Source organism: Flavobacterium kochi (assembly GCF_048286715.1).
Lineage (GTDB): Bacteria > Bacteroidota > Bacteroidia > Flavobacteriales > Flavobacteriaceae > Flavobacterium.
This window is the reverse complement of record NZ_JBLVPW010000007.1, coordinates 1-23,299: the sequence shown is the minus strand read 5'-3', so window position 1 is coordinate 23,299 and position 23,299 is coordinate 1. Positions and strand designations below refer to the sequence as shown.

The window sequence follows — 23,299 nt, the reverse complement described above, 5'->3', positions numbered from 1 at the left end:
AAAAACCTATTTGATTTTTTTCAGATAGGTTTTTTCATTTGAAATTAGTTGCTCTGGTTTAAATAGACCATAAACTTTTTACTTTTTTTTTGCCGTTTTATTTTCATAAAACTTAAATTTTAATCAAAATTTAAGTTTTAGTATAATATTAATAAAGACAGCACTTTTCTTATTAATATATTGTATATTTGGTTTAAGAATAGCGACATATGTATCAGATCAGAATCTTTTTATTACTTTTAGTATTAAATATTTTTAACATTAATTGTTATTCTTTATCGCTCACTCCCACAAAAAAAGAAATTACAAAATTAACAAAACAAGCTTCTCAATACTTGCGTAATTCTAATTTTGAAAAATCATTAATAACGTCAAGACTCGCTTTACATCAAGCTATCAATTCTAAGGATGATAACCTCGTTGCAATTTCGTATAATACAATTGGAGCAAATTATGAAAAATTATCAGAATATAGTAAAGCCATCTTTTTTTATAAAAAAGCATTGTCCTATGCCGGTAAAACGAGTAATGATACTATAAAAGCGTGGATAAATAATAATTTAGGTAATATATATAGTTTTGAAAAAAAGCAATATAAAAAGGGAATTAATTATTATAAAAATTCATTAGAGTACAGTAAAAAAATTTCCGATTCAACAGAGATTGTTTTAACAAAACTGAATATCACATGGGCTTATTTTGATATTGGTCTTTTTGATGAAGGTTTTCCGTATTTAAAATTCATTAATAAATACCATAAAAAGTATGGAGATGAGACAACGATTGTAGCCTTAAATATGCTCAATGGAATGTACTACGGTTTTAAAGAGGATCATAAAAAAGCGACCGCATCATTTTTAAATGCTATACGATTAGGAAATGAAGGAAAGGAGAAATCCGATTTGTCATTTACTCACCATGAATATTCTAAGTACTTATTAAATAACGGCGAATACAAAAAGGCATACGAAAATCTGGCAATTTATAATAAAATTACGGAAGAACTCAATAATAAAGAGACACTTAAAAAGGCTAATATGGCCGGTATCAATCTTGAATTGGATGAATATAAAAGAGAGATTGATAAAATTGAAATTGAGAAAGATTTACAATATCAGAGTTTGAAGAAATCCAGAATCATTGTCCTGTTGTTTATTGTTGTATTGTGTTTTTTATTAATACTGGTTTATACGCTGTTTAAAAACAATAACTTTAAGAAAAAAACAAATAAAGAATTGTCTCTTGCGAATGACAAATTGTTTATTGCCAAAGAAAAAGCTGAAGAAGCATCCATACTTAAATCACAATTTGTTTCTACTATTACCCATGAATTAAGAACTCCTTTATATGGGGTGGTCGGAATTACCAATATGTTGCTGGACGAACATAAAGAGTTAGCAAACAGCCCACATTTAAGTTCTCTCAAGTTTTCAGCCAGATATTTATTGTCATTAGTGAATGATGTGCTTCAAATTAATAAAATTGAAGAAAATAGAATCGTTCTTGAAAATCTGACTTTCAATATTTCAGACGAGATCAACATGATTAAAAACGCATTGTCATTCATTGCGAAGAATAATAATAATTTTATTATTGTTAATATCGACCCGGCAATTCCAGAATATTTAATTGGAGATAAATTAAGGCTTTCTCAAATAGTGATTAATTTAGTGAGTAACGCACTGAAATTTACCAAAAATGGAGAGGTATTTATTGATGTGAATTTAGTGAAAGTAACAAATAAGTCCCATTTTATTGAATTTAAAATAAAGGACAATGGCGTAGGAATTGCCATTGAAGATCAGGACAAGATTTTTGAAAAATTTGTTCAGGTTGGAAGAAAAGAAGTAGACTACCAAGGCACGGGCTTAGGCTTATCAATCGTGAAGCGTTTATTAGGTCTTTTTGGAAGTGATATTGCACTTGAAAGTGTCATTGGCGTTGGAACTGTATTTACATTTACAATTGCATTTGAATTTGATCCGGAGAAAACCAATGAAATAATCAATAGTATTCCTGTTGATTTATCCTCAAATAAACAATTGAAGGTTTTAGTGGTCGAAGACAACAGAATCAACCAAATTGTCACGGAAAAAATCCTCAAAAAGAATAATTATACTTGTACTGTGATCGATGATGGCTACCAGGCTATTAAAATATTAGAAGAGGAGCATTTTGATATTATTTTAATGGATATCAATATGCCTTTGATTAATGGCTTTGAAACTTCAAGAAGAATTCGCTTTAAAGGTATTGAAACGCCTATTATTGCATTAACGGCATTTGATAAGGAAGAAATTACTGAAGAAGCTATTTCAGCTGGAATAGATGATATTATTGTAAAACCTTTTGATTCGGCTAAGTTGTTTAAAATCATCAATGTTTTGATAACAAAAAATAAAAGAAGTGACGCAGCAGTTTTTTAGTTTTTTGATTTGAAAGTTGGTACTGTCAAAATTTTATTTTAACGTTGATTCACTTATAAACATAAAAAAATGGAGTCTAAAATAGCTATAGCTCCATTTTTTTTATCATAACATGGTTCTAAATAAAAAGTACTTCGTTTTCTTTCGAATACATTTGCAACAATAACGGATGTGGTGTTTTTTTATTTCCCGCAGCATCAAGAGTGATTTTTATTTCAAGTTTTGGATGAGTCAATTCGTACGCTTTATTTTGTACGTTTCCGTAATCTGTAAAAAATTGATTTTTTTTAAAAAAATGTTTCGACGTCTTCATAATATCACTTTTTGATGTTATTTTTAATTGCCTACTGATAAAGTTGGTTTGGTAGAAATACTAATGAGTCAAAATTAAAATCGTTAAACCAATGCTTACAATGGCCTAACGATTTTAATCTATTGTTTAATATTAAGGATATATTAAAAATAAATTTTATTTGATTGCAATAGTTTTATGTTCTTTTTTCTTGGCACCTTCTTTTTTAGCAATAACAATATGGAGAATTCCATCTTTGTAACTTGCTTCTATTTTGCTTTCATCTATATATTCGGGTAGATTGAAAGATCTGAAAAAAGATTGATAACTAAATTCTTTTCGAATGTAATTATCTTTTTTTCTTGTTTCTTCTTTCTCTTCTTCTTTTTCTGAAGAAATCATAAGCATGTTATTATCAATTTCAACTTTAAAATCTTCTTTTTTTAAACCAGGAGCAGCTAAATCCACTTCTAATTTATCTTCTGTTTCTTTCAAGTTTACAGAAGGTAAATTACTGCCAATAGCCGTAAAATTTTTATCTGCCCAATCAAAAAGATCTCTGGATACAAAATCATCAAAAAATGTGTTCACTGACGGAAATAGGCCAGTATTAATCGAAGGGAAAGCACTGTTTCTTTTAACTAAATTTTCCATAGGTGTTTAATTTTAAATGTTTTAAATAAGTTAAATCAAATTTAATGAAATTATTTACCATAAAAAATACATTTAACACACAAAACGTTGAAGGTAAGTCTATTAACGTCGAAATGCCTTTTTAACCAAAGTTAAAAAGGCATTTCTTACATCGTATAATTTAGTTCTGGAAAAAGGTATTAATACCAGCGTTTCTTATTTTGTTTTGAAACTTCCGATTTTCTTGATTTATGTGCTGCACCGCTTCGATTTGAGTTTTTTTGTGCAGCCGCCGGAGCTGTTTCCGGACTTCCTGAATGCCAAGGGTAAGGATGGTCATTTACTTTTTGTACATCCACTTTTATTAGTTTTTGGATGTCTTTCCAATACGCGTGCTCGTCCTTGCTACAAAAAGAAATGGCAATTCCCCCATTTCCGGCACGACCGGTTCTTCCTATTCTATGAACGTACGTTTCAGGAATGTTTGGTAAATCAAAATTGATAACAAATGGTAATTGGTCAATATCAATTCCCCTTGCTGCAATATCAGTAGCTACTAAAACGCCAACTTCTTTATTTTTGAAAGCATCCAAAACACGTTGCCTTGCATTTTGAGATTTGTCTCCATGTATGGCTTCTGCAGCAATGTTATTTTTGCGCAATGCTTTTACAACATTATCTGCACCGTGTTTCGTTCTGGAAAAAACCAAAACATCGGATAGATTTTCATTTTTAATCAAATGGTATAGCAGATTTCTTTTTTCTGTTTTTTCGACAAAATAAACGCGTTGTTCCACATTTTCGGCCGTAGATGATACCGGTGAAACAGTTACTGTCGCCGGATCTGTAAGAAACATTTCTGCTAATTCTCTAATAGCAATTGGCATTGTAGCAGAGAAAAATAAGGTCTGTCTGTTCTTTGGCGTAAGCTTTACAATTTTCTTTACATCATTTACAAATCCCATATCAAGCATTTGATCCGCTTCATCAAGAACCAAGGTATGCAGGTGATCTAAATCGATAAAACCTTGTTTGTGTAAATCAAGTAATCGTCCCGGAGTTGCTATCAAAATATCCACACCATTTCTCAGGGTGTCCACTTGAGGATTTTGCGAAACTCCACCAAAAATGGTCAGTTGAGTCAAGTTGGTATATTTACCATAGGTATCAAAGCTTTGTCCAATTTGAACGGCTAATTCGCGGGTTGGAGTGATCACTAAAGCACGAATTTGTTTGGCTTTTTTGGAGGAACCTACAATCCGGTGTAATTGGTGTATGATTGGAATTGCAAATGCGGCTGTTTTTCCTGTTCCTGTTTGTGCGCAGCCTATTAAATCCCTACCTGCTAATACTAGCGGAATAGATTGTTCCTGTATAGGAGTTGGACTGGTATAGCCTTGTTCAAATACGGCTTTTTGTATACTTTTTGAAAGCGATAAATCTTCGAATAACATATTTTTGGTATTAAATATCTTTGTATTAAGTACAGAGATAGTGGGGCAAAGATAGTATTAATATTTTTGATGGCTGTTTTACGGTATTCTCGAAATAATTTCTGAAGTTGTTAAGAAGAAATTCAGCAATAAAAAGGACTATTGAATATTGGATTTAATAAAATCGGTTATAAGATAGCCTATGAGTTTACCGATTAAATGATTGTTTTTGTCTTCTCCTAAATCGGGGGCACCTTCACAAATATGCAAATAGGTTGCGTTTTTATTTTTTGCAAAAAAAGAAATAAATTGACGAAGCTGTTCTACTGAAAAACCACTTAATGTCATGGCACTACATGCAATATTTGGAATTGCATCAAGATCGATCTCGATTCCGAAAAAATCGTCGTTTATAAATTCTAAGGCTTGCGTCATTTCCTGATTGAAATCTTTTTCTTTTCGGATGTTTAGACTGTCATAGGTATTGTAACGCACACGATCTTCAATTTTTTTGATAATGTCCAGCACACTTTTCGAAGTATAATTTTCGTGCAAACCAAAAATAAAATATTTTTTTAGAAAACCTTCTTCAAAAGCATAGGAAAAACCATTACCGCTGTGACGGCCTTCTAAAATCCTAAAATCAGAATGTGCATCAAAATTTATCGCATTGACAGGTTTCCCTTTTGCAAGGGCAGCACCTTTTATGTTTCCATAGGCATTATTATGTCCTCCGCCGATAACTATTGGAGTTTTTCCTAATTTTATAATATTAAAAATGATGTGAGAAACATCCTTATCAATTTTTTCTACAAGCTGACTCAATTTGGAACGATCGTCAATATCATTAAAATCCAAATGCTCCACTTCTTTCATTTCTTCAGTTACGTTCAATTGTCCCAAGACAACCAGTTGGTTTCCTTTACAAAAACGATTGTGCTGAATGTTAGCAATGCTTTTTATAGCGCTATCCCAAGCTGATGCTGCGCCAGGTCTGCCGAAATTAGCTCTGATGCCTATGTCTTCCGGTATTCCTAACAATACGTATTTAGCGTCGCAAGTTTTTAGAAATGCGATAGGGTCAGCTTCTTTTGGAACTGTTATCATTTTCTCTCCAAATTTTATTTCACCACTTCTGTGGTTCGTAATTTTTGCAAGATCATTGATGGTAAACGGGATAATTTTTTCCATTAAAAAAAATATTTTTTTTCAAAAATAATATAATTGTGTTAACTTACGTTATTAACTAGTTATATATTGTTAAATTTGTATAAAATAAAAATTAAAATCAAATTATGGAAAATCAAAAAAGCAGTTCAAGTCTTAAAGCGGTTATAGCGGTTTTAGCAGTTTTATTAGTGGGAAGTTTAGTGTATATTTTTAAAATGACTTCTGACGTTGATGTAGTTAAAACAGAATTAAAAACTACATTGACCGAAAAAGAATCCGTTATGAAAGATTTACAGGAACTAAAATCTACTTATGATGCTGCGATTGCAGAAAACACGTCAATGTCTGATGAGTTAATTCAAGAAAGAGACAAAGTGGTAAACTTAATGTCTGATCTTAGTAAATCTAAAGGCGATGTAGCTTCTATGTCTAAGTACAAAACACAGTTCCTTTCTTTGCAAGGGAATATGAAGGTTTTAATGGCTGAGAATGAGGGTTTGAAAAAACAAAATACAACTTTAACTACACAACGTGATAGTACGGTTGTGGTATTAGGAGAAACTAAAAAGAATGTTGAAGCATTAACCGGCCAAAATGAAGAATTGGCAAAAACAGTTGAAATTGGTTCAAAATTAACGGTTTTAAACACAAGGGGATCTGCTTTTAAATTAAGAAGTTCTGGTAAACAGATAGAAACAGATAAAGCGAGCAGAGCTGATGTTCTTAGAGTTAGTTTTACAATTGCTGAAAATCAAATTGCTAAATCAGGAGATAAAACATATTATGTTCAAGTAATTGATAGTAAAAATAATGTTTTGGGAGATAAAAAAACAGAGACTTTTGGAGAGAATACTTTAACCTATAGTTTTGCAACTAATGTAAAATATGAAAACAAAACTATTACTGTTTCTGAAGATTTAAAAGGAAAAGATTTTGCTAAAGGAACGTATTTTATCAATATTTTTGATAGAGATGTTTTAGTTTCTAAAACCAGCTTTGTTTTGAAATAAGCGTTAGAAATTACAAAATAAAAAAAGAGGAGCATTGTTCCTCTTTTTTTATGCAAAAAGGTTACCTTCTATTAATACAGCATCGATAAGAGTACTGCCAAATGCATAAGGCAATTGATAGTAGGAGGGAATGGGTTTTGTAATGATAAGGTTTGCTTTTTTACCAATGGTTATACTTCCATGGGTTCCTGAAATTCCCATAGCATAGGCACCGTTTATGGTGGCAGCATTTATGGCTTCTTCGGGAGTCATTTTCATTTTGATACAAGCTGTAGCAACAACGAAATTCATATTTCCGGATGGAGTAGACCCCGGATTATAATCCGTTGCTAATGCCAACGGAAGTCCGGCAGCGATAATTTCTCGTGCAGGTGTATAAGGAATACTCAGGAAATAAGAACACGAAGGTAAAGCAACTGGCATCGTTTGCGTATTTTTCAAAGCGATAATGTCTGCTGGTGTCATTACTTCAAGATGATCTACAGAAAGCGCATTATATTTTATTCCGGCCTGAATTCCCCCAATGGAGTTGAACTGATTGACATGAATTTTTGGTTTTAAACCAAAACGGATTCCGGCTTCCATGATTTGTTCTGTTTCTGCAACAGTGAAATAACCGGTTTCGCAAAACACATCTATGAAGTCGGCTAGTTTATTTTTGCCAATTTCCGGAAGCATTTTGCTGATGATTAAATCAATATAGCCCTGATGGTTTGCTGCGTAATCTAAAGGGAAGGCGTGGGCGCCCAGAAAAGTTGCTTTTATGGTTATGGGATAGTTTTGTGCTAAACGTTGTATAACACGAAGCATTTTGAGCTCTCCATCGAATGTCAGCCCATATCCTGATTTGATTTCTACAGCCCCTGTTCCCAAACGCATGATTTCTTCCAGTCTGGCCTTTGACTGATCGTAGATTTCGTCTTCAGTGGATGCGTTGAGTTTTTTTGCCGAATTTAAGATTCCACCGCCACGATTGGCAATTTCTTCATAAGTCAACCCCTTTATTCTGTCAACGAATTCCTGCTCCCGATTGCCGGCATAAACGATATGGGTATGACTATCACACCAGCACGGTAAAACCATCTTTCCGGTTCCATCAATAATTGTGTCAGCAGGTAGTTCAGGCAAATTATCCATAGGGCCAAAATCAGCAATTAAGTTGTCTTTAATTACTAAAAAAGCATTTTTAATGGTCGGAAGAACAGCCATCTCGGCACCGGAAACCTTAGCGATAGTTGTCTCCCTTACCTGAAGTAATTCCTTTATATTGATAATTAGTGTTGTCATCTGGAAAATTATTCTGAAATAGTGATTTCAAATAGGGTATCCCACTTTTTTCCGGTAACAAAAATGGTTTTGGTTTTTGGGTTGTAAGCAATTCCGTTTAAAACATCTGCATCGGCGTTTTTGACATATTTTTTCAAACCCGATAAGTTTAAAATTCCTTCTACTGCACCACTAACAGGATTTACAACCGCAATAGCATCTTTTTGCCAAACATTGGCGTATATTTTGCCATTGATCCACTCTAATTCATTGATGGCTTTGATTTTAGAATCTCCAGAATACACATTGATGTAATCTATCATTTTTTGAGTGTTTGGGTCCATTTTCCAGATTTTTTCCGTTTTATCGGTCTGGTAAATGTAAGTACCGTCATTTGTCATTCCCCAACCTTCGATATCTTTATCATAAGTAAAGGTTTTTTCCAGTTTTAACGTAGTAGCATCATAGATAAAACCTGTTTTTTCTTCCCAAGTCAATTGATACAGTTTTCCATTTAGAAAGGTAATTCCCTCTCCAAAATATTTTGCATCAAGATTAATTTGTTTGTAAACTTTTCCTGTTTTATAATCGTATTTTCTAAAGTATGAATTGCCTTTTGTTCCTGTACTTTCATATAAGGTGTCTTTATAAAACTCTAAACCTTCTGTAAAAGAAGCGGTATCGTGCGGATACTTATTTACAATTTTGTATTTCAATAATTTTGGTTTTACATTCGAAACCAATTCTACTCTTGCTGTAGCTTCTGAGTTTTCACCCTCATAATATACTATCGCTTTTAGGTTTTGGTAGCCTAATTTTTGGTCTTTCAATTCAAACGTTACCTTGTCAAGTCCTTTTTTTGAAGCTATTTTTTTTTCATTTACATAATAGATAATACTGTCAATAGTTTTTGAATTTGGGTTAGAAATACCTAATGCTATAGCTTCTTGCGGCTGATATTTTTCCTTAAATTTAGAAATATCGAAGGTAAATAAAGTATTTTCTCCTTTTTTTGTGGGGTTGCAACTTGCTAAGGTGATTCCTAATAAAATGAAAGATAGGAAGTTATAATTTCTCATAGTTAGATTTTTTGATGCGCCAATATACAACGTTATTTTTATAGCTACAAAGCACTTGCAAAAATATAAAAAGTTTGTATATTTGCAGCGGCAAGTCCTACACGATCTGCTCCTGCAGACTCCCCCAGGATGGGAACATAGCAAGGGTACGTGGTTGAGCGATGCGATGTAGGTCGCTTGCCATTTTTTAAATTTTATACAAAAGTAGTCTTCCTTCGGGAGGATTTTTTTATTTTTGGGCTATCCAAAAGTAGGTCTATTACTATTTTACGGATGTTCCAACTTTAATTTTAAACTGAAAAAATGAATAAAGTAGTTCTGATTACCGGAGGTTCCTCAGGAATAGGGAAATCTATCGGAGAGTTTTTGCATCAAAAAGGTTTCGTTGTATATGGAACCAGTAGAAATCCGGAACGAATTTTAAATTCTGTTTTTCCTTTGGTTGCTTTGGATGTTCGCGATACGGATTCGATTCACACGGCTGTAGCCAAAGTGATTGCCCTATCCGGAAGACTGGATGTTGTTATTAACAATGCCGGTGTTGGAATCACAGGGCCGTTGGAAGAAATACCAATGCATGAGATTAAGAATAATTTTGAGACTAATTTCTTCGGACCAATTGAAGTGATGAAAGCTGTTTTGCCACAAATGCGTACACAACAATCGGGATTGATTGTCAATATTACTTCAATAGCTGCTTATATGGGTTTGCCCTACCGCAGTGTTTATTCAGCTTCAAAAGGAGCTCTTGAAATCATTACGGAAGCGTTACGTATGGAAGTGAAGTCCTTTGGAGTTCATATTACCAATGTAGCCCCAGGTGATTTTGCCACTAATATTGCTTCGGGACGTTTTCATGCTCCGGTTATAAAAGGTTCGGCTTACGAAATACCTTATGGCAATACATTAAAAACAATGGATGAGCATGTTGACAGCGGAAGTAATCCAAATGAAATGGCGGAAGCAGTTTATAAAATCATTCAAACTCCCCAACCTAAAATCCATTATAAAGTGGGGGTTTTTATGCAAAAATTCTCGATTGTTCTGAAGCGAATTTTGCCTGATAAAGTGTATGAAAAAATGCTTATGAATCATTATAAATTATAAACTATGTGAAAATTCACTGAAATTATTTCGGGTGTAATTGCAATTTTGATTGGTATCTCTTTTTGGTATCTTATTCGCAGAGCGGTTAAATCGTGGAGTAACAGAAGTAACGATGCTGCCGATTATAAGCAAAATTTAATAATTGTTTTAGAAGAAATTCGGTATGAATTGAAAATTTCGAATAATTCAAAAAACAAAAATACTAATGAACCATTATAAGTTGTAATTTTGCACCGAATTTATTGATTTTGCGCTTGCGTGGGGGATTGTAGTGAAAATCCTGTTCCTTTTTTAAGGAAAAGTTTATAGCAAAAGCGCGACTCTCTTTTTCAAAGGGGCACGTCCAAATTTTAAAACACACAATTTAATTAAATATATATGAAATTTTTTATTGACACAGCTAATTTAGCTCAGATTAAAGAAGCACAAGCATTAGGCGTTTTAGATGGAGTTACTACCAATCCATCATTGATGGCAAAAGAAGGAATCACAGGGAAAAATAGCATTTTGAAACATTACGTTGATATTTGTAATCTGGTTGACGGTGATGTAAGCGCTGAAGTTAATGCGCTGGATTATGACGGAATGATCAAAGAAGGTGAGGAATTGGCTGATTTACACGATCAAATCGTTGTGAAATTACCGATGACTAAAGAAGGAGTTATGGCTGCTAAATATTTTTCGGATAAAGGTATTAAAACGAATGTTACTTTAGTATTCTCTGCTGGTCAGGCTTTATTGGCTGCAAAAGCAGGAGCTACTTATGTTTCTCCGTTTATTGGTCGTCTGGATGATGTTTCTACAGACGGTTTGGCTTTGATTGAAGAAATTAGATTGATTTATGATAACTATGGTTACGAAACTCAAATTCTTGCAGCTTCGGTACGTCACACGATGCACATTGTAAATTGTGCAAAAATTGGTGCTGATGTTATGACCGGACCATTATCTGCCATTTATGGTTTATTGAAACACCCATTAACTGATATTGGATTGGCACAGTTTGTTGCTGATTTCGAGAAAGGCAATAAATAAAATAGTTTTTGGTTTCAAAAGCAACAGTTTTGACATTGCTTAAAATAAAAAAATCCCATTTTCATTTTGAAAATGGGATTTTTTATTTGGTTTGTTTTTTGGTTGGTATTATATATTAAAATTAGTGTCCGCCTGATAATTTTTTGTCAAAACTGATGCCTTGTGATTTAAGTATTCCACTTACTTTCCAAGCATAAAATGCTAAATAAGCAAAGCATACAACACCAACGATATAACTGCTGTGGATACCGATACTCTCTGAAACAAATCCCTGTAGCCAGCTGATCACTCCACCACCCATAATCATCATAATTAAAAAACTACTTCCCTGACTTGTATTTTTTCCTAATCCACTAACCGCTAAAGTAAAGATACAAGGCCAAAGTGTACTACAGAATAATCCAACACTTGTGAAAGCATATACACTTACCATTCCGTTTGTAGTCATTCCTATTAAAAGTGCAATGATTCCTAAGGCAGAAAAAATAAGTAACATTCTGGCTGGATTTCCTTTGCTTGCAATATCCGCAGCAATCAACACCAGGATAACTAATCCATAAATATAAAAAGGAGTTAAATCGTGCTTAGCAACAGCATTTACTACTAAGAATACACCAAAAGCCAAATAAGGAGCTAAAAAGCGTAATATTTTTTGCAGACTAATATCATTAGTGAAAGCTTCAACAGCTCCAGTCCAACGACCAATCATTAAACTCGCCCAATATAATGAAATATAAGGAGCAATATCCTGTGTCAAAAATCCCAGATTCTTTTCCATGTAAGCGGGTAAATTACTGGCAGTAGAAACTTCAACACCTACATATACAAAAATGGCAATCATTCCTAAAACTAACTGTGGATATTGCAAAGCAGAAGTTTTAGTAGAACTTGTTTCATCCGGAACTTCTAAAATAGTTTTTGGTCTTTCTGGAAGGGATGAGAATTTCAATAATATGGCTACAAGTAAAAAGGCCAATCCTAATACCAAGTAAGGAATTTTTACACTTTCGATACTCATATCAGTACTGCCACCTGTATTGGAGCCAAAAATGGCAAAACTCACAATTAATGGGCCAATGGTAGTTCCAAGATTGTTAATTCCACCAGCCATAGTCAAACGCTGGGAACCTGTAGCTATTGGTCCTAACGCAATTGCTAATGGATTGGCTACAGTTTGTTGCAGGGAAAATCCTAGAGCAACAATAAATAAACCAGACAGCATTAATGGAAATGAACCTGTATTTGCGGCAGGATAAAATAATAATGTACCTAAGGCAGAAATAGCTAGTCCTAGGGCTAAACCATTTTTATACCCTATTTTATTAACAAGATCTTCTTTCATCAAATAGGAAATTCCCATATAAATAAGAGAACCAACTGTATAAGCAATATAGAACGCTAAAGAAACCAACTGGCTTTCTCCTTGTGATAAATCAAATGCTTTTTTGAAAACGGGAATTAAAATATCATTACTTGCGGCCACAAATCCCCAAAAGAAGAAGACAATAGCTAAGGGAATGAATTGTCCCCATTTGGTTTGTAAATTTTCTGAACTCATAATTGTAAATGGATTGGTTTTTTAGTTTAATTATTTATTTTTTTGCAGTAAGCTGGTAAATATATTTGTTAAGTAAATTAAAAAAAAATAATTTAGAATAAATATTACTAAAATTATAGAATAATCACTGTTTGTTAAAAAAAGGTGCTTTTTTTTTGAAATTTTGGCTTTTTCAAATAAAATATTGAAATGGATTTTTATTCTAAAATTTTACTTTTTAGATCTTTGTTGTAATTTCTTCCTACGGACAAAGTAAAGAAAGTAGTTGGATTCGATTCCTCTCTATAGATTTTATCTTGTCTTTTGCACTGGTATGGGATTTATGAATTCTTACAAATCGGTCTAAAGGTAATTCTTCAGATAAAGAAGTTAATGATTAGTGCGTGATATAGTTTTTTCATGTGGTCACCACCTTACTGTATTCTTTCATTCCTTCGATAAATAGGATTTCATCGATTGTTATTTTTGCACTTTTTATCTACTTTGATAAAAATACGGGGTGCGATGTTGTTATAGAATTAATATCATAATCCTGATACTATTTCGTCGGAATTTTTTTTGATAATTTTTTTAATATGGTACAAAATACAACTCATGAAAATGTGTTTTTTTTGAATTAAGGAAATCAGTATTTTTTTCGTATTTTTGCAAAAATTTTATAAAAAAATATTCATGTTAACAGTTAATAATTTATCAGTTCAATTTGGCAAACGAATTTTGTTCGACGAAGTAAATACTACCTTCACACACGGTAATATATACGGAGTTATTGGAGCCAACGGTGCTGGGAAATCTACTTTTCTTAAAATAATTGCTGGTGAAATGGATCCTACATCAGGACATATTCATTTGGAACCAGGAAAACGCATGTCGGTTTTAAACCAAAACCATAATATGTTTGATGAGAGTACCGTTCTTGAGACCGTTATGATGGGCAATAAAACATTGTATGCCATCAAAAAAGAAATGGATGCTTTGTATTTAGATTACAGTGATAAAAATGCAGACAGAATAGGAGAGTTGCAGGTGCAATTCGAAGAAATGAATGGTTGGAATGCTGATTCTGATGCCGCATCGATGTTGTCGAATCTTGGTATTACTGAAGAACATCATTATACTCTGATGGGGGATCTTGAGGGTAAAATAAAAGTTCGCGTCCTTTTAGCGCAAGCACTTTTTGGAAATCCGGATTTACTTATTATGGATGAGCCAACCAATGATTTGGATTTTGAAACTATAGCTTGGTTGGAGAATTTCTTAGCAAACTATGAAAATACAGTAATTGTAGTGTCTCACGACAGACACTTTTTAGATTCAGTTTGTACACATATTTCAGATATTGATTTCAGTAAAATAAATCATTATTCAGGTAATTACACTTTTTGGTATGAATCAAGCCAATTAGCGGCAAAACAACGCGCACAACAAAATAAGAAAGCGGAAGAAAAGAAACAGGAACTAGAAGAATTTATTCGTCGTTTTAGTGCGAATGTGGCCAAATCGAAACAAGCCACCTCTCGTAAAAAAATGATTAGTAAACTTAATATTTCTGAGATAAAACCATCAAGCCGCAGGTATCCTGCGATTATTTTTGACCAGGAACGTGAAGCTGGAGATCAAATTCTGAATGTACAGAATCTGAGTGCTTCAATCGATGGGGAAGTTTTGTTTAAAGGCGTAGATTTGAATATGGCCAAAGGCGATAAAATCGTTCTTTTCTCAAAAGATTCTCGTGCTACAACTGCTTTCTACGAAATTTTGAATGGAAATCAAAAAGCGGATTCAGGAACTTACGATTGGGGAGTTACCACAAACCAAGCGTATTTACCAGTAGAAAACCATTCTTTTTTTGAAAGTGATTATTCACTTGTGGATTGGTTGCGTCAATGGGTAAAAACCGAAGAAGAACGTGATGAAGTAAATATCCGTAGTTTTCTTGGAAAAATGATTTTCTCAGGTGAGGAAGCGTTGAAAACCTGTAGAGTATTATCTGGAGGAGAAAAAGTGCGTTGTATGTTGTCTCGAATGATGATGGAAAGAGCGAATGTCTTAATGCTAGATGAACCAACAAATCACTTGGACTTAGAGTCCATCACAGCCTTCAATAATTCCTTGAAAAACTTCAAGGGATCAGTGATTTTTACTACTCATGATCATGAGTTTTCACAAACGGTTGCTAATCGGGTTATTGAATTGACACCAAATGGAGCAATCGACCGTTACATGACGTTCGATGATTACCTTGATGATGAAAAAGTACAGGAATTGAGAACGAAAATGTATTCGTAAAAAAAAATAAAACAGTAAAAAAAGGGCTATCCGAAAAATAATTTTTCGGATAGCCCTTTTTTTATGGAAATGTCTCGTTTTTAGTATTTAATCAATTGAAAAATACTGAATCAAAGTAAAGTAATTTTTAGCTTACTTTTTACCGGATATTTTACTTATAATAAAAATGACTATGGCAACTATGACAATCACAATAAAAATACCGACACCCATTCCGGCTTTAAATATACCTTCTATTACTGAACAGCTTGTAAATGAAATCAGTACTGTTAAAAGGACCAATAACCGTGTTATTTTTTTTTGCATGATTTTCTAATTTTTAAAGTTTTATATTACAATAAAGGTACAAAATCCTAAATAATGATTTGTTATATAATTTCTGAAGTTCCTTGTAATATTTTAGAATTATTAAAGAAAAATAACAAAATGTTTGTTTACAATTATTAATCAGTTTTTTAAACTAAATTTTATTAAAAAAAATATATTTTTGAATTTTACTATTCCCATATAAATCCAAATTTAAAAGATGACTAACATTACTTTCAATTTAAAAGCTCCTCGAATCGAAGTAGTTGATGCGCTGCGTGGCTTTGCAATTATGTCTATTATGTTGCTTCACAATGTAGAGCATTTTGAATATTATTATTTACCGGAAAATTTTCCAAGTTGGCTTGTGACTTTGGATAAAATGGTTTGGAATTCTTTGTTTTTTCTTTTTGGAGGCAAATCCTATGCCATTTTTGCGCTTCTTTTTGGGTTTAGTTTTTACATTCAAAATGACAATCAAGCTAAAAAAGGAAATGATTTCAGATTGCGATTTTTTTGGAGGATGATGTTACTGCTGGTTTTCGGAATAATTAATACGGCATTTTATCAAGGTGATATTCTTACCTTATATGCCTTTTTAGGACTTTTACTTATTCCGGTAGCAAATTGGAGTAATAAGGCTGTTTTTATTACGGCTTTCGTGCTGATGTTGCAACCATTAGAATGGGCAAAATGCATTTATTATATTTTAGATCCAGATTATATAGCTTCACCTAATTTGTCTAATGCCTATTATGAAAGTATAGGATACTATATGAAAAATGGCTCTTTTGTTGATTATGTAATTGGAAACTTAACCTTGGGAAAAATTGCTTCTTTATTATGGTCATGGGAAAATGGAAGGTTTTTCCAGGCTCCGGCTTTATTTATGTTTGGAATGTTATTAGGCAGAAAGCAGCTTTTTACAACAACTGATGAAAACATCCGGTTTTGGAGCAAGGTATTGCGTTTTGCACTTATTTTCTTTATTCCATTATTTTTTTTAAAGACCCATACGGTAGATTTGATAAGCAGAGTAACGTTAGCTAATACCCTTACGGTAATCTTTGCATCCTGGTCCAATTTTGCATTTATGGGTGTGCTTGTTGCTACTTTTGTTTTACTGTATCAAAAGGATTCTATTAAGAAAGTGCTTTCTAAACTGATTCCTTTTGGGAAAATGAGTTTGACGAATTATATCATGCAATCCATGATTGGTTCCTTTATTTACTACAGATATGGTTTAGGTCTTTTTGAATATACGGGAGCAACGTACTGTTTATTGATAGGAATTGCATTATTTGTTATCCAATTATCTTTCTGTACCTGGTGGCTTAAAACCCATAACCAAGGACCTTTAGAATATATCTGGCACAAAGCAACCTGGATTTCATGGGGTAAATAATAAGTGAAACTATTTTCTCGCGTTATAATTATAAAATCATAAATCGGAATTCGTATATTTGCAAAACCAAACAACACACTTTAACATGAGTCAAAAAGTATTACTTACTGCAAAAGAAGTTACTATCATACTGCATCGTTTGGCCTGTCAGTTAATTGAAAAACACTTGGATTTTTCAGACACTATTTTGGTAGGGATCCAACCAAGAGGCGTTTTTTTAGCAGAACGTTTGAAAGAAATATTAGAAAAAGAATATCAAACTCCTGAAATTCAATTGGGTTATCTGGATATTACATTTTTTAGAGATGATTTTCGCAGAACTGATAAACCATTAGAAGCAAATAAAACCAAGATTAATTTTATTGTTGAAAATAAAAAAGTCATTTTTATAGATGATGTTTTATTTACCGGAAGAAGCATTCGATCTGCTTTGACTGCCATTCAATCTTTTGGAAGACCTTCAGAAATTGAATTACTGGTTTTAATCGACAGGCGTTTCAGTCGCAATTTACCGATTCAACCGGATTATAGAGGAAGACAGGTCGATGCTATTAATAACGAAAAAGTGAAAGTGAGTTGGAAAGAAAATGATGGTGAAGATGGGGTGTATTTAATTACAAGTTAGGTAATTCCATTGAAATCTAACTATAAAAAAAACTAATAATCGTAAAAAGAAATGAAAGAATTAAGCGTAAATCATTTATTAGGAATAAAATACATCAACAAGAGTGATATTGACCTGATTTTTGAAACTGCCGATCATTTTAAAGAAGTCATCAATCGACCAATTAAGAAAGTGCCTTCCCTACGAGATATTACGATTGCCAATATTTTCTTTGAAAACAGTACCCGAACAAAACTCTCCTTTGAATTAGCACAAAAACGCTTATCTGCTGATGTGATTAGTTTTTCGGCAGCACAATCTTCAGTCAAAAAAGGAGAGACACTCATAGATACTGTAAATAATATACTTTCGATGAAAGTAGATATGGTGGTGATGAGACATGCCAATCCTGGCGCGGCTTATTTTCTATCCAAAAACGTAAAAGCGAGTATCGTAAATGCCGGTGACGGAGCGCATGAGCATCCTACACAAGCTTTATTAGACAGTTATTCAATTAGAGAGAAATTAGGCGAAGTGGCAGGAAAAAAAGTAGTCATTGTAGGTGATGTGTTGCATTCCAGAGTAGCGTTGTCTAACATATATGCTTTGCAAATGCAGGGCGCAGAGGTCAAAGTTTGTGGACCCAAAACACTTATTCCAAGACATATTGAATCACTGGGAGTAACTGTCGAGCCTAATTTGAGAAAGGCACTGGAATGGTGTGATGTAGCCAATATGCTACGGGTGCAAAACGAGAGAATGGATGTGAATTATTTTCCATCTACGAGAGAATATGCACAGCAATATGGAGTTGATAAACCACTATTAGATTCATTGAATAAAGAAATCATAATCATGCATCCAGGACCAATCAATCGCGGTGTCGAAATTACCAGTGAAGTTGCCGATTCAAGTCAATCCGTAATTTTGAATCAGGTAGAAAATGGTGTGGCAATTAGAATGGCAGTAATTTATCTTTTGGCTTCAAAAATTCAGTAATTTAAAAGAAAAACTTAGTACCTTAGCTACTTGGTAACCAGTCTGCTCTGATGCAGTCTCTGAAACTCAAAAAAAATGAAAGTAGATCAAAAAGGCCACACGATTACAATTAAAGACACACAAGGTGATTTTACTTCTTTTTTAATGAAAGTAACACACCAATACAAAACGTTTGAAAATCATAACCTGATTATAGACCTTTTACTTTATAAAAATTTACCGACAGACAGTATAAAGTTGTTTTTACCGTTATCCAAACAACATAAAAAAGGTAAAAAATCATTTGTTATAGTTACTTCTGATTTTGATTATAATGCAGTTCCTGCCAAATTAACTGTTGTTCCTTCGTTGCTAGAAGCACATGATATTATAGAAATGGAAGAGATTGAAAGAGAATTGGGTTTTTAATATTTATACAATAAATTGCAATCAAAAGTTGTTGAATATTTAATATTCAACTTGTAATAAAACCTTCAACTTGAAATTAACAATACTTGGTTGCTATGCAGCAACACCTCGAACTTTTACCAATCCCACGTCACAGATTTTAGAAATTAAAAACAGACTTTTTTTAATTGATTGTGGAGAAGGGACCCAAGTACAATTGCGTAAAAACAAAATTCGATTTTCCAAAATAAATCATATTTTCATTTCGCATTTGCATGGAGATCACTTTTTTGGACTAGTAGGCTTAGTTTCCACTTTTACCTTACTAAACAGAACAACGGATTTACATATTTATGGACCAAAAGGGATTCAGGAAATTATCAGGTTGCAATTACGTTTGTCTAATTCATGGACTAATTATGGTTTGTTTTTTCATGAATTGGAATCTGTTGAAAGTGAAGTAATCTTTGAAGATGAAAAGGTTTTGGTGAAAACCATTCCATTAAAACATCGCATTTATACCAATGGTTTTTTGTTCCAAGAAAAAATCGGGGAGCGGAAACTTAATTTTGATGCCGTTCAAAATTATGAGATCGATTCTTGTTACTATCAGAAAATAAAAAATGGGAAAGATATCACTCTGGAAGACGGAAGGGTTATTGAAAACGACAAATTAACATTCGATCCTGTTCCTGCAAAAAAATATGCTTTTTGTTCCGATACTGCTTATACTGAATCCATCCTTCCACTTATTGAAAATGCTGATGTATTATACCATGAATCCACTTTTTTGGAATCAGAAGAAAACCTGGCAAAAAAAACACTGCATTCCACTGCAAAAGAAGCAGCACTGATTGCTTTGAAATCTAATGTAAAGCAATTAATTTTAGGGCATTATTCTACTCGATATCAAAGCATCGAGCTATTTCAGGAAGAAGCCGAAACAATTTTTTCGGAAGTGCTTTTAGCTGATGATGGAAAAAGTTTTGACTTTTAAACAAAGACAATTTATTGCATATAAAATTGATACTGTATTTTCGGATTATTCTAAATTGAACAACCCAAAAATCGAGTCATCTTAAAATAAAGAAAAATGAGTGATTTAAGCAATTACAGAAAATCCTACGAAAAGAGTGAGTTACTGGAATCCAATATTCCAGAAGATCCAATAAACCTATTTAAAAGATGGTTTCATGAAACAGAGGATTTTGGTACTAACGAAGAAGTTAATGCCATGACTGTCGCGACAATTGGTTTGGATGGCTTTCCAAAGTCCAGAGTTGTTTTATTAAAAAAATTCAATGAGGAAGGATTTGTTTTTTATACCAATTATAATTCTGAAAAGGGTAGGGCCATTGCCAAGAACCCTAAAATATGTCTTTCGTTCTTTTGGCATACCATGGAACGTCAGGTTATTATTAAAGGTATTGCCGAGAAAACTACTGAAGCCATTTCAGATAATTATTTTGAGTCCAGACCTGATGGAAGTAAATTGGGAGCGATAGTATCAAACCAAAGTGAAGTAGTGCCGTCTCGAGAATATTTAGAGGAAAATCTAAAACAATTGGAAAAAGATTTTGATAGTATGGTGATTCCGAGACCGAAGCATTGGGGAGGATTTTTGGTTACTCCTTTAGAAGTTGAATTTTGGCAAGGAAGGCCTAACAGACTGCATGATAGAATTAGGTATACCAGTCAGGAGGACTGCTCTTGGAAGATTGATCGATTGTCTCCATAATGTAGGAAATATATATATGTATAAATATTTATGATGTAGTTCGTCGATTTTATTTGGTAGTTTAACGGTAAAATGTGTAGTTTTAAAATATAATTAAAGCACATATTTGTAAATACATTAAAGAAGTTTGCCCCACAATCTACTTTAAGCTTAAACTACTACTATTATGAAATCAAAATTACTTCATACATTATTGCTGGTGACCGTTATATTAACAATGAATTCTTGCTCGTCTGATGCTTCTGAAGCAACAACAACAAGTGCCGCATCACAACAAGTAGTTGATTATACTTATAATGCTTCCGAATTAGAAACTATGAATTTGATAAATACTTACAGAGTAAGTGTAGGGTTAAATCCTTTACAAAAAATCAATCATATTTCTTATAAGTCAGAGGAGCATGACAAATATATGATTACTAATAATGTAGTTAATCATAATGATTTTGTTGCTCGTTCTGAAAATATAATCAAAGTTTTAGGTGCCAAAACGGTAAGCGAAAATATTGCTTATAATTATAGTACGCCTCAAGCTGCTTTAAATGCTTGGTTAGCTAGTCCTGGACACAAAGAAAATATTGAAGGTGATTTTACTCATTTTGGAATTTCAATAAGAGAGAATCCAGAGACTGGTAAAAAATATTACACAAATATCTTCGCGAAAATATAAGTTAATTTTTGTTTGTTTTTGGTATTAAAAGGCTGTCTTCTCCCCAAAAGATGGCCTTTTTCTATTTAGTAGATTGATGACCTAGGGTTCTTGGATTAAAGTAGTTACAAATTACAGGAACTCACAAGTTGTTTTAAATACTTAGATAGTCAGTTTACCATTTCTGACGTAAGAAAATTATGAAGCTAGTTTTACTCATTTTAGCATTACAATCTTAAAGAATCTGTTGACCTAAAAAAAATGGTATGCCAATAATCTTTGCAAAAATAGAAGGTACCATTTTGTTGTTTTTTGGAATTCAAAGATTGCCTGCTCCTCAAAAGGCTGTCTTTTTCTATTTTATAGCTGTCAGATGACTTAGAATAAATTCTTTCCAATAAATTTTAAATTTCGAAGAGGTATAATAAAGGTATAGCTGTTTTTTTTGGGAAGAAATTTAATCATAAATGGACATTTTTTTTGAAAAATGCAATAAAAACAGCGTTTTTTTTAAAATATTGTTAATTTTTTTGAAATAGTTTGGTTTTTGAAGTGTTATATATACATTTACAAACGATCAACTATAGCGATTGAAATAATTTTAATTGTTTAAGTTTACAACTTGTTAATTTAATCTCTTCATTACTACATGACAGCAGTCTCATTTCGCGCTTTATTTCTTGTTTTTACTTTTTATGCAATGTCTTCTTGTTCTTCTGATAATTCTGAATTACCGAAATCAAATGCAGCTTTATCGCAAAAGATAGTCGATTATACTTATAACAGTTCTGAAATCGAAACTATGAATTTGATAAACACCTACAGAGTTAGTATTGGGTTAAACTCTTTGGCGAAAATTAATTATATCTCTCTGAAGTCAGAAGAGCATGATAATTACATGATCATCAATAATGTGGTTGATCATTATGATTTTATAGTTCGTTCCGAAAGTATTATGAATGTCCTCGGTGCCAAATCAGTAAGTGAGAATATTGCTTATAATTATACTTCTTCTCAATCTGTTTTAAATGCCTGGTTGGCCAGTCCTGAGCATAAGAAAAATATTGAAGGTGATTTTACCCATTTTGGTATTGCAATCAGAGCGGATCCGGCTTCAGGTAAAAAATATTATACCAATATTTTTGCAAAAATATAAGTAAGTTTTGAAATCTATAAATAAAGGCTGCCTCAGGCAGCCTTTATTTATATTAACTTGTTTGTAATTAATGATTAATTCAGGATTTGCAATCTCGAACGTATATTAGAGAGCAGTAATTATAAATTCACTGCGTCTGTTGAATTGATGCTCTTCCTCTGTACAATTTACATTGTCAGCACATCTGTTTACCAGTTGAGTTTCGCCATAACCTTTACCAACTAATCTATTGGAATCAACTCCGTTTTTGATTAGCCAGTTTATAGTAGCTTTAGCTCTTCTGTCTGATAACGCTTCATTGTATTTGAAAGTTCCACGACTATCTGTATGGGAGCGAATATCAAGTTTCATATCGGGATATTGGCTTAAGACATCTAATATTTTTTCCAAATCTATAGCAGCTTCTACTCTGATATTGGATTTATCAAAGTCGAAATAAATCATTTTTATACCGAAACATTTACCCAAATCGTCACCAACGGTAACTTTGCATTTTGATTTTTCCAATGCTATTGGTAAATACGTTTTTCCTTTTTCTGCCGCAATAGTGATTTTTTGTTCTTTGGTGGTGTATTCTGGTTTTTCAGCTCTTACATTATAGGTTTTTCCACATTCCACAGTAAAAGTATAATTGCCTTTGTCATCAGAATTGGTAGTGCTAATCAAATTAAATTGGCTGTCGTATAAAGTGATTTTGGTATTTGGAAGTAATTCTTTGGTAGTTATGTCTGTTATTTCACCATATAATTCCTGTTCA

General features: G+C 32.8%; 22 protein-coding genes and 1 other RNA gene. 14 read left to right on the top strand and 9 right to left on the bottom strand.

The features are described 5' to 3' along the window. The first annotated feature begins 209 nt into the window (after positions 1-209). Complete coding sequence (locus ACNQGH_RS07890) at positions 210-2,426, top strand: response regulator (RefSeq protein WP_417955434.1); 2,217 nt, start codon at positions 210-212, stop codon at positions 2,424-2,426. 118 nt (positions 2,427-2,544) lie between these two features. Here the strand turns inward: ACNQGH_RS07890 and ACNQGH_RS07885 are convergent, their stop codons facing one another. The 4 genes from ACNQGH_RS07885 to ACNQGH_RS07870 all read right to left on the bottom strand — a co-directional run bounded on the left by ACNQGH_RS07885 (position 2,545) and on the right by ACNQGH_RS07870 (position 5,975). Further along, positions 2,545-2,739 (bottom strand): hypothetical protein, encoded by a 195-nt coding sequence (locus ACNQGH_RS07885; RefSeq protein WP_417955433.1) that lies wholly within the window; start codon positions 2,737-2,739, stop codon positions 2,545-2,547. A gap of 156 nt (positions 2,740-2,895) precedes the next feature. Continuing rightward, positions 2,896-3,372, bottom strand: coding sequence for an Hsp20/alpha crystallin family protein (locus tag ACNQGH_RS07880; RefSeq protein WP_314897792.1), 477 nt, complete (start codon positions 3,370-3,372; stop codon positions 2,896-2,898). Positions 3,373-3,551: 179 nt separating this feature from the next. Continuing rightward, entirely contained in the window at positions 3,552-4,805 is a 1,254-nt protein-coding gene (locus ACNQGH_RS07875) for a DEAD/DEAH box helicase (RefSeq protein ID WP_417955432.1), read from the bottom strand. Positions 4,806-4,943: 138 nt separating this feature from the next. Continuing rightward, positions 4,944-5,975 carry a formimidoylglutamase gene (locus ACNQGH_RS07870; RefSeq protein WP_417955431.1) on the bottom strand — a complete coding sequence of 344 codons (1,032 nt, stop codon included), beginning with the start codon at positions 5,973-5,975 and terminating at the stop codon, positions 4,944-4,946. Positions 5,976-6,079: 104 nt separating this feature from the next. On the opposite strand from ACNQGH_RS07870, the gene ACNQGH_RS07865 reads away from it, so the two are divergent. Further along, entirely contained in the window at positions 6,080-6,964 is an 885-nt protein-coding gene (locus ACNQGH_RS07865) for a hypothetical protein (protein ID WP_417955430.1), read from the top strand. A 48-nt stretch (positions 6,965-7,012) separates the two neighbouring features. Here ACNQGH_RS07865 and hutI read toward each other — a convergent pair whose 3' ends face one another. Both hutI and ACNQGH_RS07855 read right to left on the bottom strand, forming a co-directional pair. Beyond that, positions 7,013-8,251: an imidazolonepropionase gene (gene hutI / locus ACNQGH_RS07860; protein ID WP_417955429.1), complete on the bottom strand. Its 1,239-nt coding sequence runs from the start codon at positions 8,249-8,251 to the stop codon at positions 7,013-7,015. 8 nt (positions 8,252-8,259) lie between these two features. Then, positions 8,260-9,309, bottom strand: a complete 1,050-nt coding sequence (locus ACNQGH_RS07855) for a glutaminyl-peptide cyclotransferase (RefSeq protein ID WP_417955428.1) — start codon at positions 9,307-9,309, stop codon at positions 8,260-8,262. An 88-nt stretch (positions 9,310-9,397) separates the two neighbouring features. Between ACNQGH_RS07855 and ffs the strand changes: the two genes are divergently transcribed. From ffs to fsa, 3 genes are all read left to right on the top strand, one after another. Next, positions 9,398-9,495, top strand: an RNA gene (gene ffs / locus ACNQGH_RS07850) — signal recognition particle sRNA small type. Between the two features lie 117 nt (positions 9,496-9,612). Further along, the gene (locus tag ACNQGH_RS07845; protein WP_417955427.1) at positions 9,613-10,416 is read left to right on the top strand and encodes an SDR family oxidoreductase; all 804 of its coding nucleotides are present in this window, start codon (positions 9,613-9,615) and stop codon (positions 10,414-10,416) included. 378 nt (positions 10,417-10,794) lie between these two features. After that, the gene (gene fsa, locus ACNQGH_RS07840; RefSeq protein WP_035672771.1) at positions 10,795-11,451 is read left to right on the top strand and encodes a fructose-6-phosphate aldolase; all 657 of its coding nucleotides are present in this window, start codon (positions 10,795-10,797) and stop codon (positions 11,449-11,451) included. A gap of 121 nt (positions 11,452-11,572) precedes the next feature. On the opposite strand, the gene ACNQGH_RS07835 is transcribed toward fsa, so the two are convergent. After that, positions 11,573-13,009 carry an MFS transporter gene (locus tag ACNQGH_RS07835; protein ID WP_417955426.1) on the bottom strand — a complete coding sequence of 479 codons (1,437 nt, stop codon included), beginning with the start codon at positions 13,007-13,009 and terminating at the stop codon, positions 11,573-11,575. Between the two features lie 241 nt (positions 13,010-13,250). Continuing rightward, complete coding sequence (locus ACNQGH_RS07830) at positions 13,251-13,337, bottom strand: hypothetical protein (protein ID WP_417955581.1); 87 nt, start codon at positions 13,335-13,337, stop codon at positions 13,251-13,253. A gap of 344 nt (positions 13,338-13,681) precedes the next feature. Here ACNQGH_RS07830 and ACNQGH_RS07825 point away from each other — a divergent pair, with 344 nt between their 5' ends. The 9 genes from ACNQGH_RS07825 to ACNQGH_RS07785 all read left to right on the top strand — a co-directional run bounded on the left by ACNQGH_RS07825 (position 13,682) and on the right by ACNQGH_RS07785 (position 22,542). Beyond that, a complete protein-coding gene (locus ACNQGH_RS07825) occupies positions 13,682-15,298 on the top strand; it encodes an ABC-F family ATP-binding cassette domain-containing protein (protein ID WP_417955425.1) in 1,617 nt (538 codons plus the stop codon). A 526-nt stretch (positions 15,299-15,824) separates the two neighbouring features. Further along, on the top strand, positions 15,825-17,009 hold the full coding sequence (locus ACNQGH_RS07820) for a DUF418 domain-containing protein (RefSeq protein ID WP_417955424.1): 1,185 nt from the start codon (positions 15,825-15,827) through the stop codon (positions 17,007-17,009). Positions 17,010-17,094: 85 nt separating this feature from the next. After that, complete coding sequence (gene pyrR, locus ACNQGH_RS07815) at positions 17,095-17,634, top strand: bifunctional pyr operon transcriptional regulator/uracil phosphoribosyltransferase PyrR (protein WP_282716456.1); 540 nt, start codon at positions 17,095-17,097, stop codon at positions 17,632-17,634. A 51-nt stretch (positions 17,635-17,685) separates the two neighbouring features. Then, complete coding sequence (locus ACNQGH_RS07810; RefSeq protein WP_417955423.1) at positions 17,686-18,612, top strand: aspartate carbamoyltransferase catalytic subunit; 927 nt, start codon at positions 17,686-17,688, stop codon at positions 18,610-18,612. Between the two features lie 75 nt (positions 18,613-18,687). Further along, complete coding sequence (locus ACNQGH_RS07805; protein ID WP_417955422.1) at positions 18,688-19,020, top strand: ribonuclease Z; 333 nt, start codon at positions 18,688-18,690, stop codon at positions 19,018-19,020. Positions 19,021-19,090: 70 nt separating this feature from the next. Further along, positions 19,091-19,996: a ribonuclease Z gene (locus ACNQGH_RS07800; protein ID WP_417955421.1), complete on the top strand. Its 906-nt coding sequence runs from the start codon at positions 19,091-19,093 to the stop codon at positions 19,994-19,996. Between the two features lie 96 nt (positions 19,997-20,092). Then, on the top strand, positions 20,093-20,737 hold the full coding sequence (gene pdxH, locus ACNQGH_RS07795; protein WP_417955420.1) for a pyridoxamine 5'-phosphate oxidase: 645 nt from the start codon (positions 20,093-20,095) through the stop codon (positions 20,735-20,737). Between the two features lie 166 nt (positions 20,738-20,903). Continuing rightward, the gene (locus ACNQGH_RS07790) at positions 20,904-21,407 is read left to right on the top strand and encodes a CAP domain-containing protein (RefSeq protein ID WP_417955419.1); all 504 of its coding nucleotides are present in this window, start codon (positions 20,904-20,906) and stop codon (positions 21,405-21,407) included. A 628-nt stretch (positions 21,408-22,035) separates the two neighbouring features. Next, the gene (locus tag ACNQGH_RS07785) at positions 22,036-22,542 is read left to right on the top strand and encodes a CAP domain-containing protein (RefSeq protein WP_417955418.1); all 507 of its coding nucleotides are present in this window, start codon (positions 22,036-22,038) and stop codon (positions 22,540-22,542) included. Positions 22,543-22,647: 105 nt separating this feature from the next. On the opposite strand, the gene ACNQGH_RS07780 is transcribed toward ACNQGH_RS07785, so the two are convergent. Then, the coding region (locus ACNQGH_RS07780; RefSeq protein ID WP_417955417.1) for an OmpA family protein at positions 22,648-23,299 on the bottom strand (652 nt) is incomplete at its 5' end.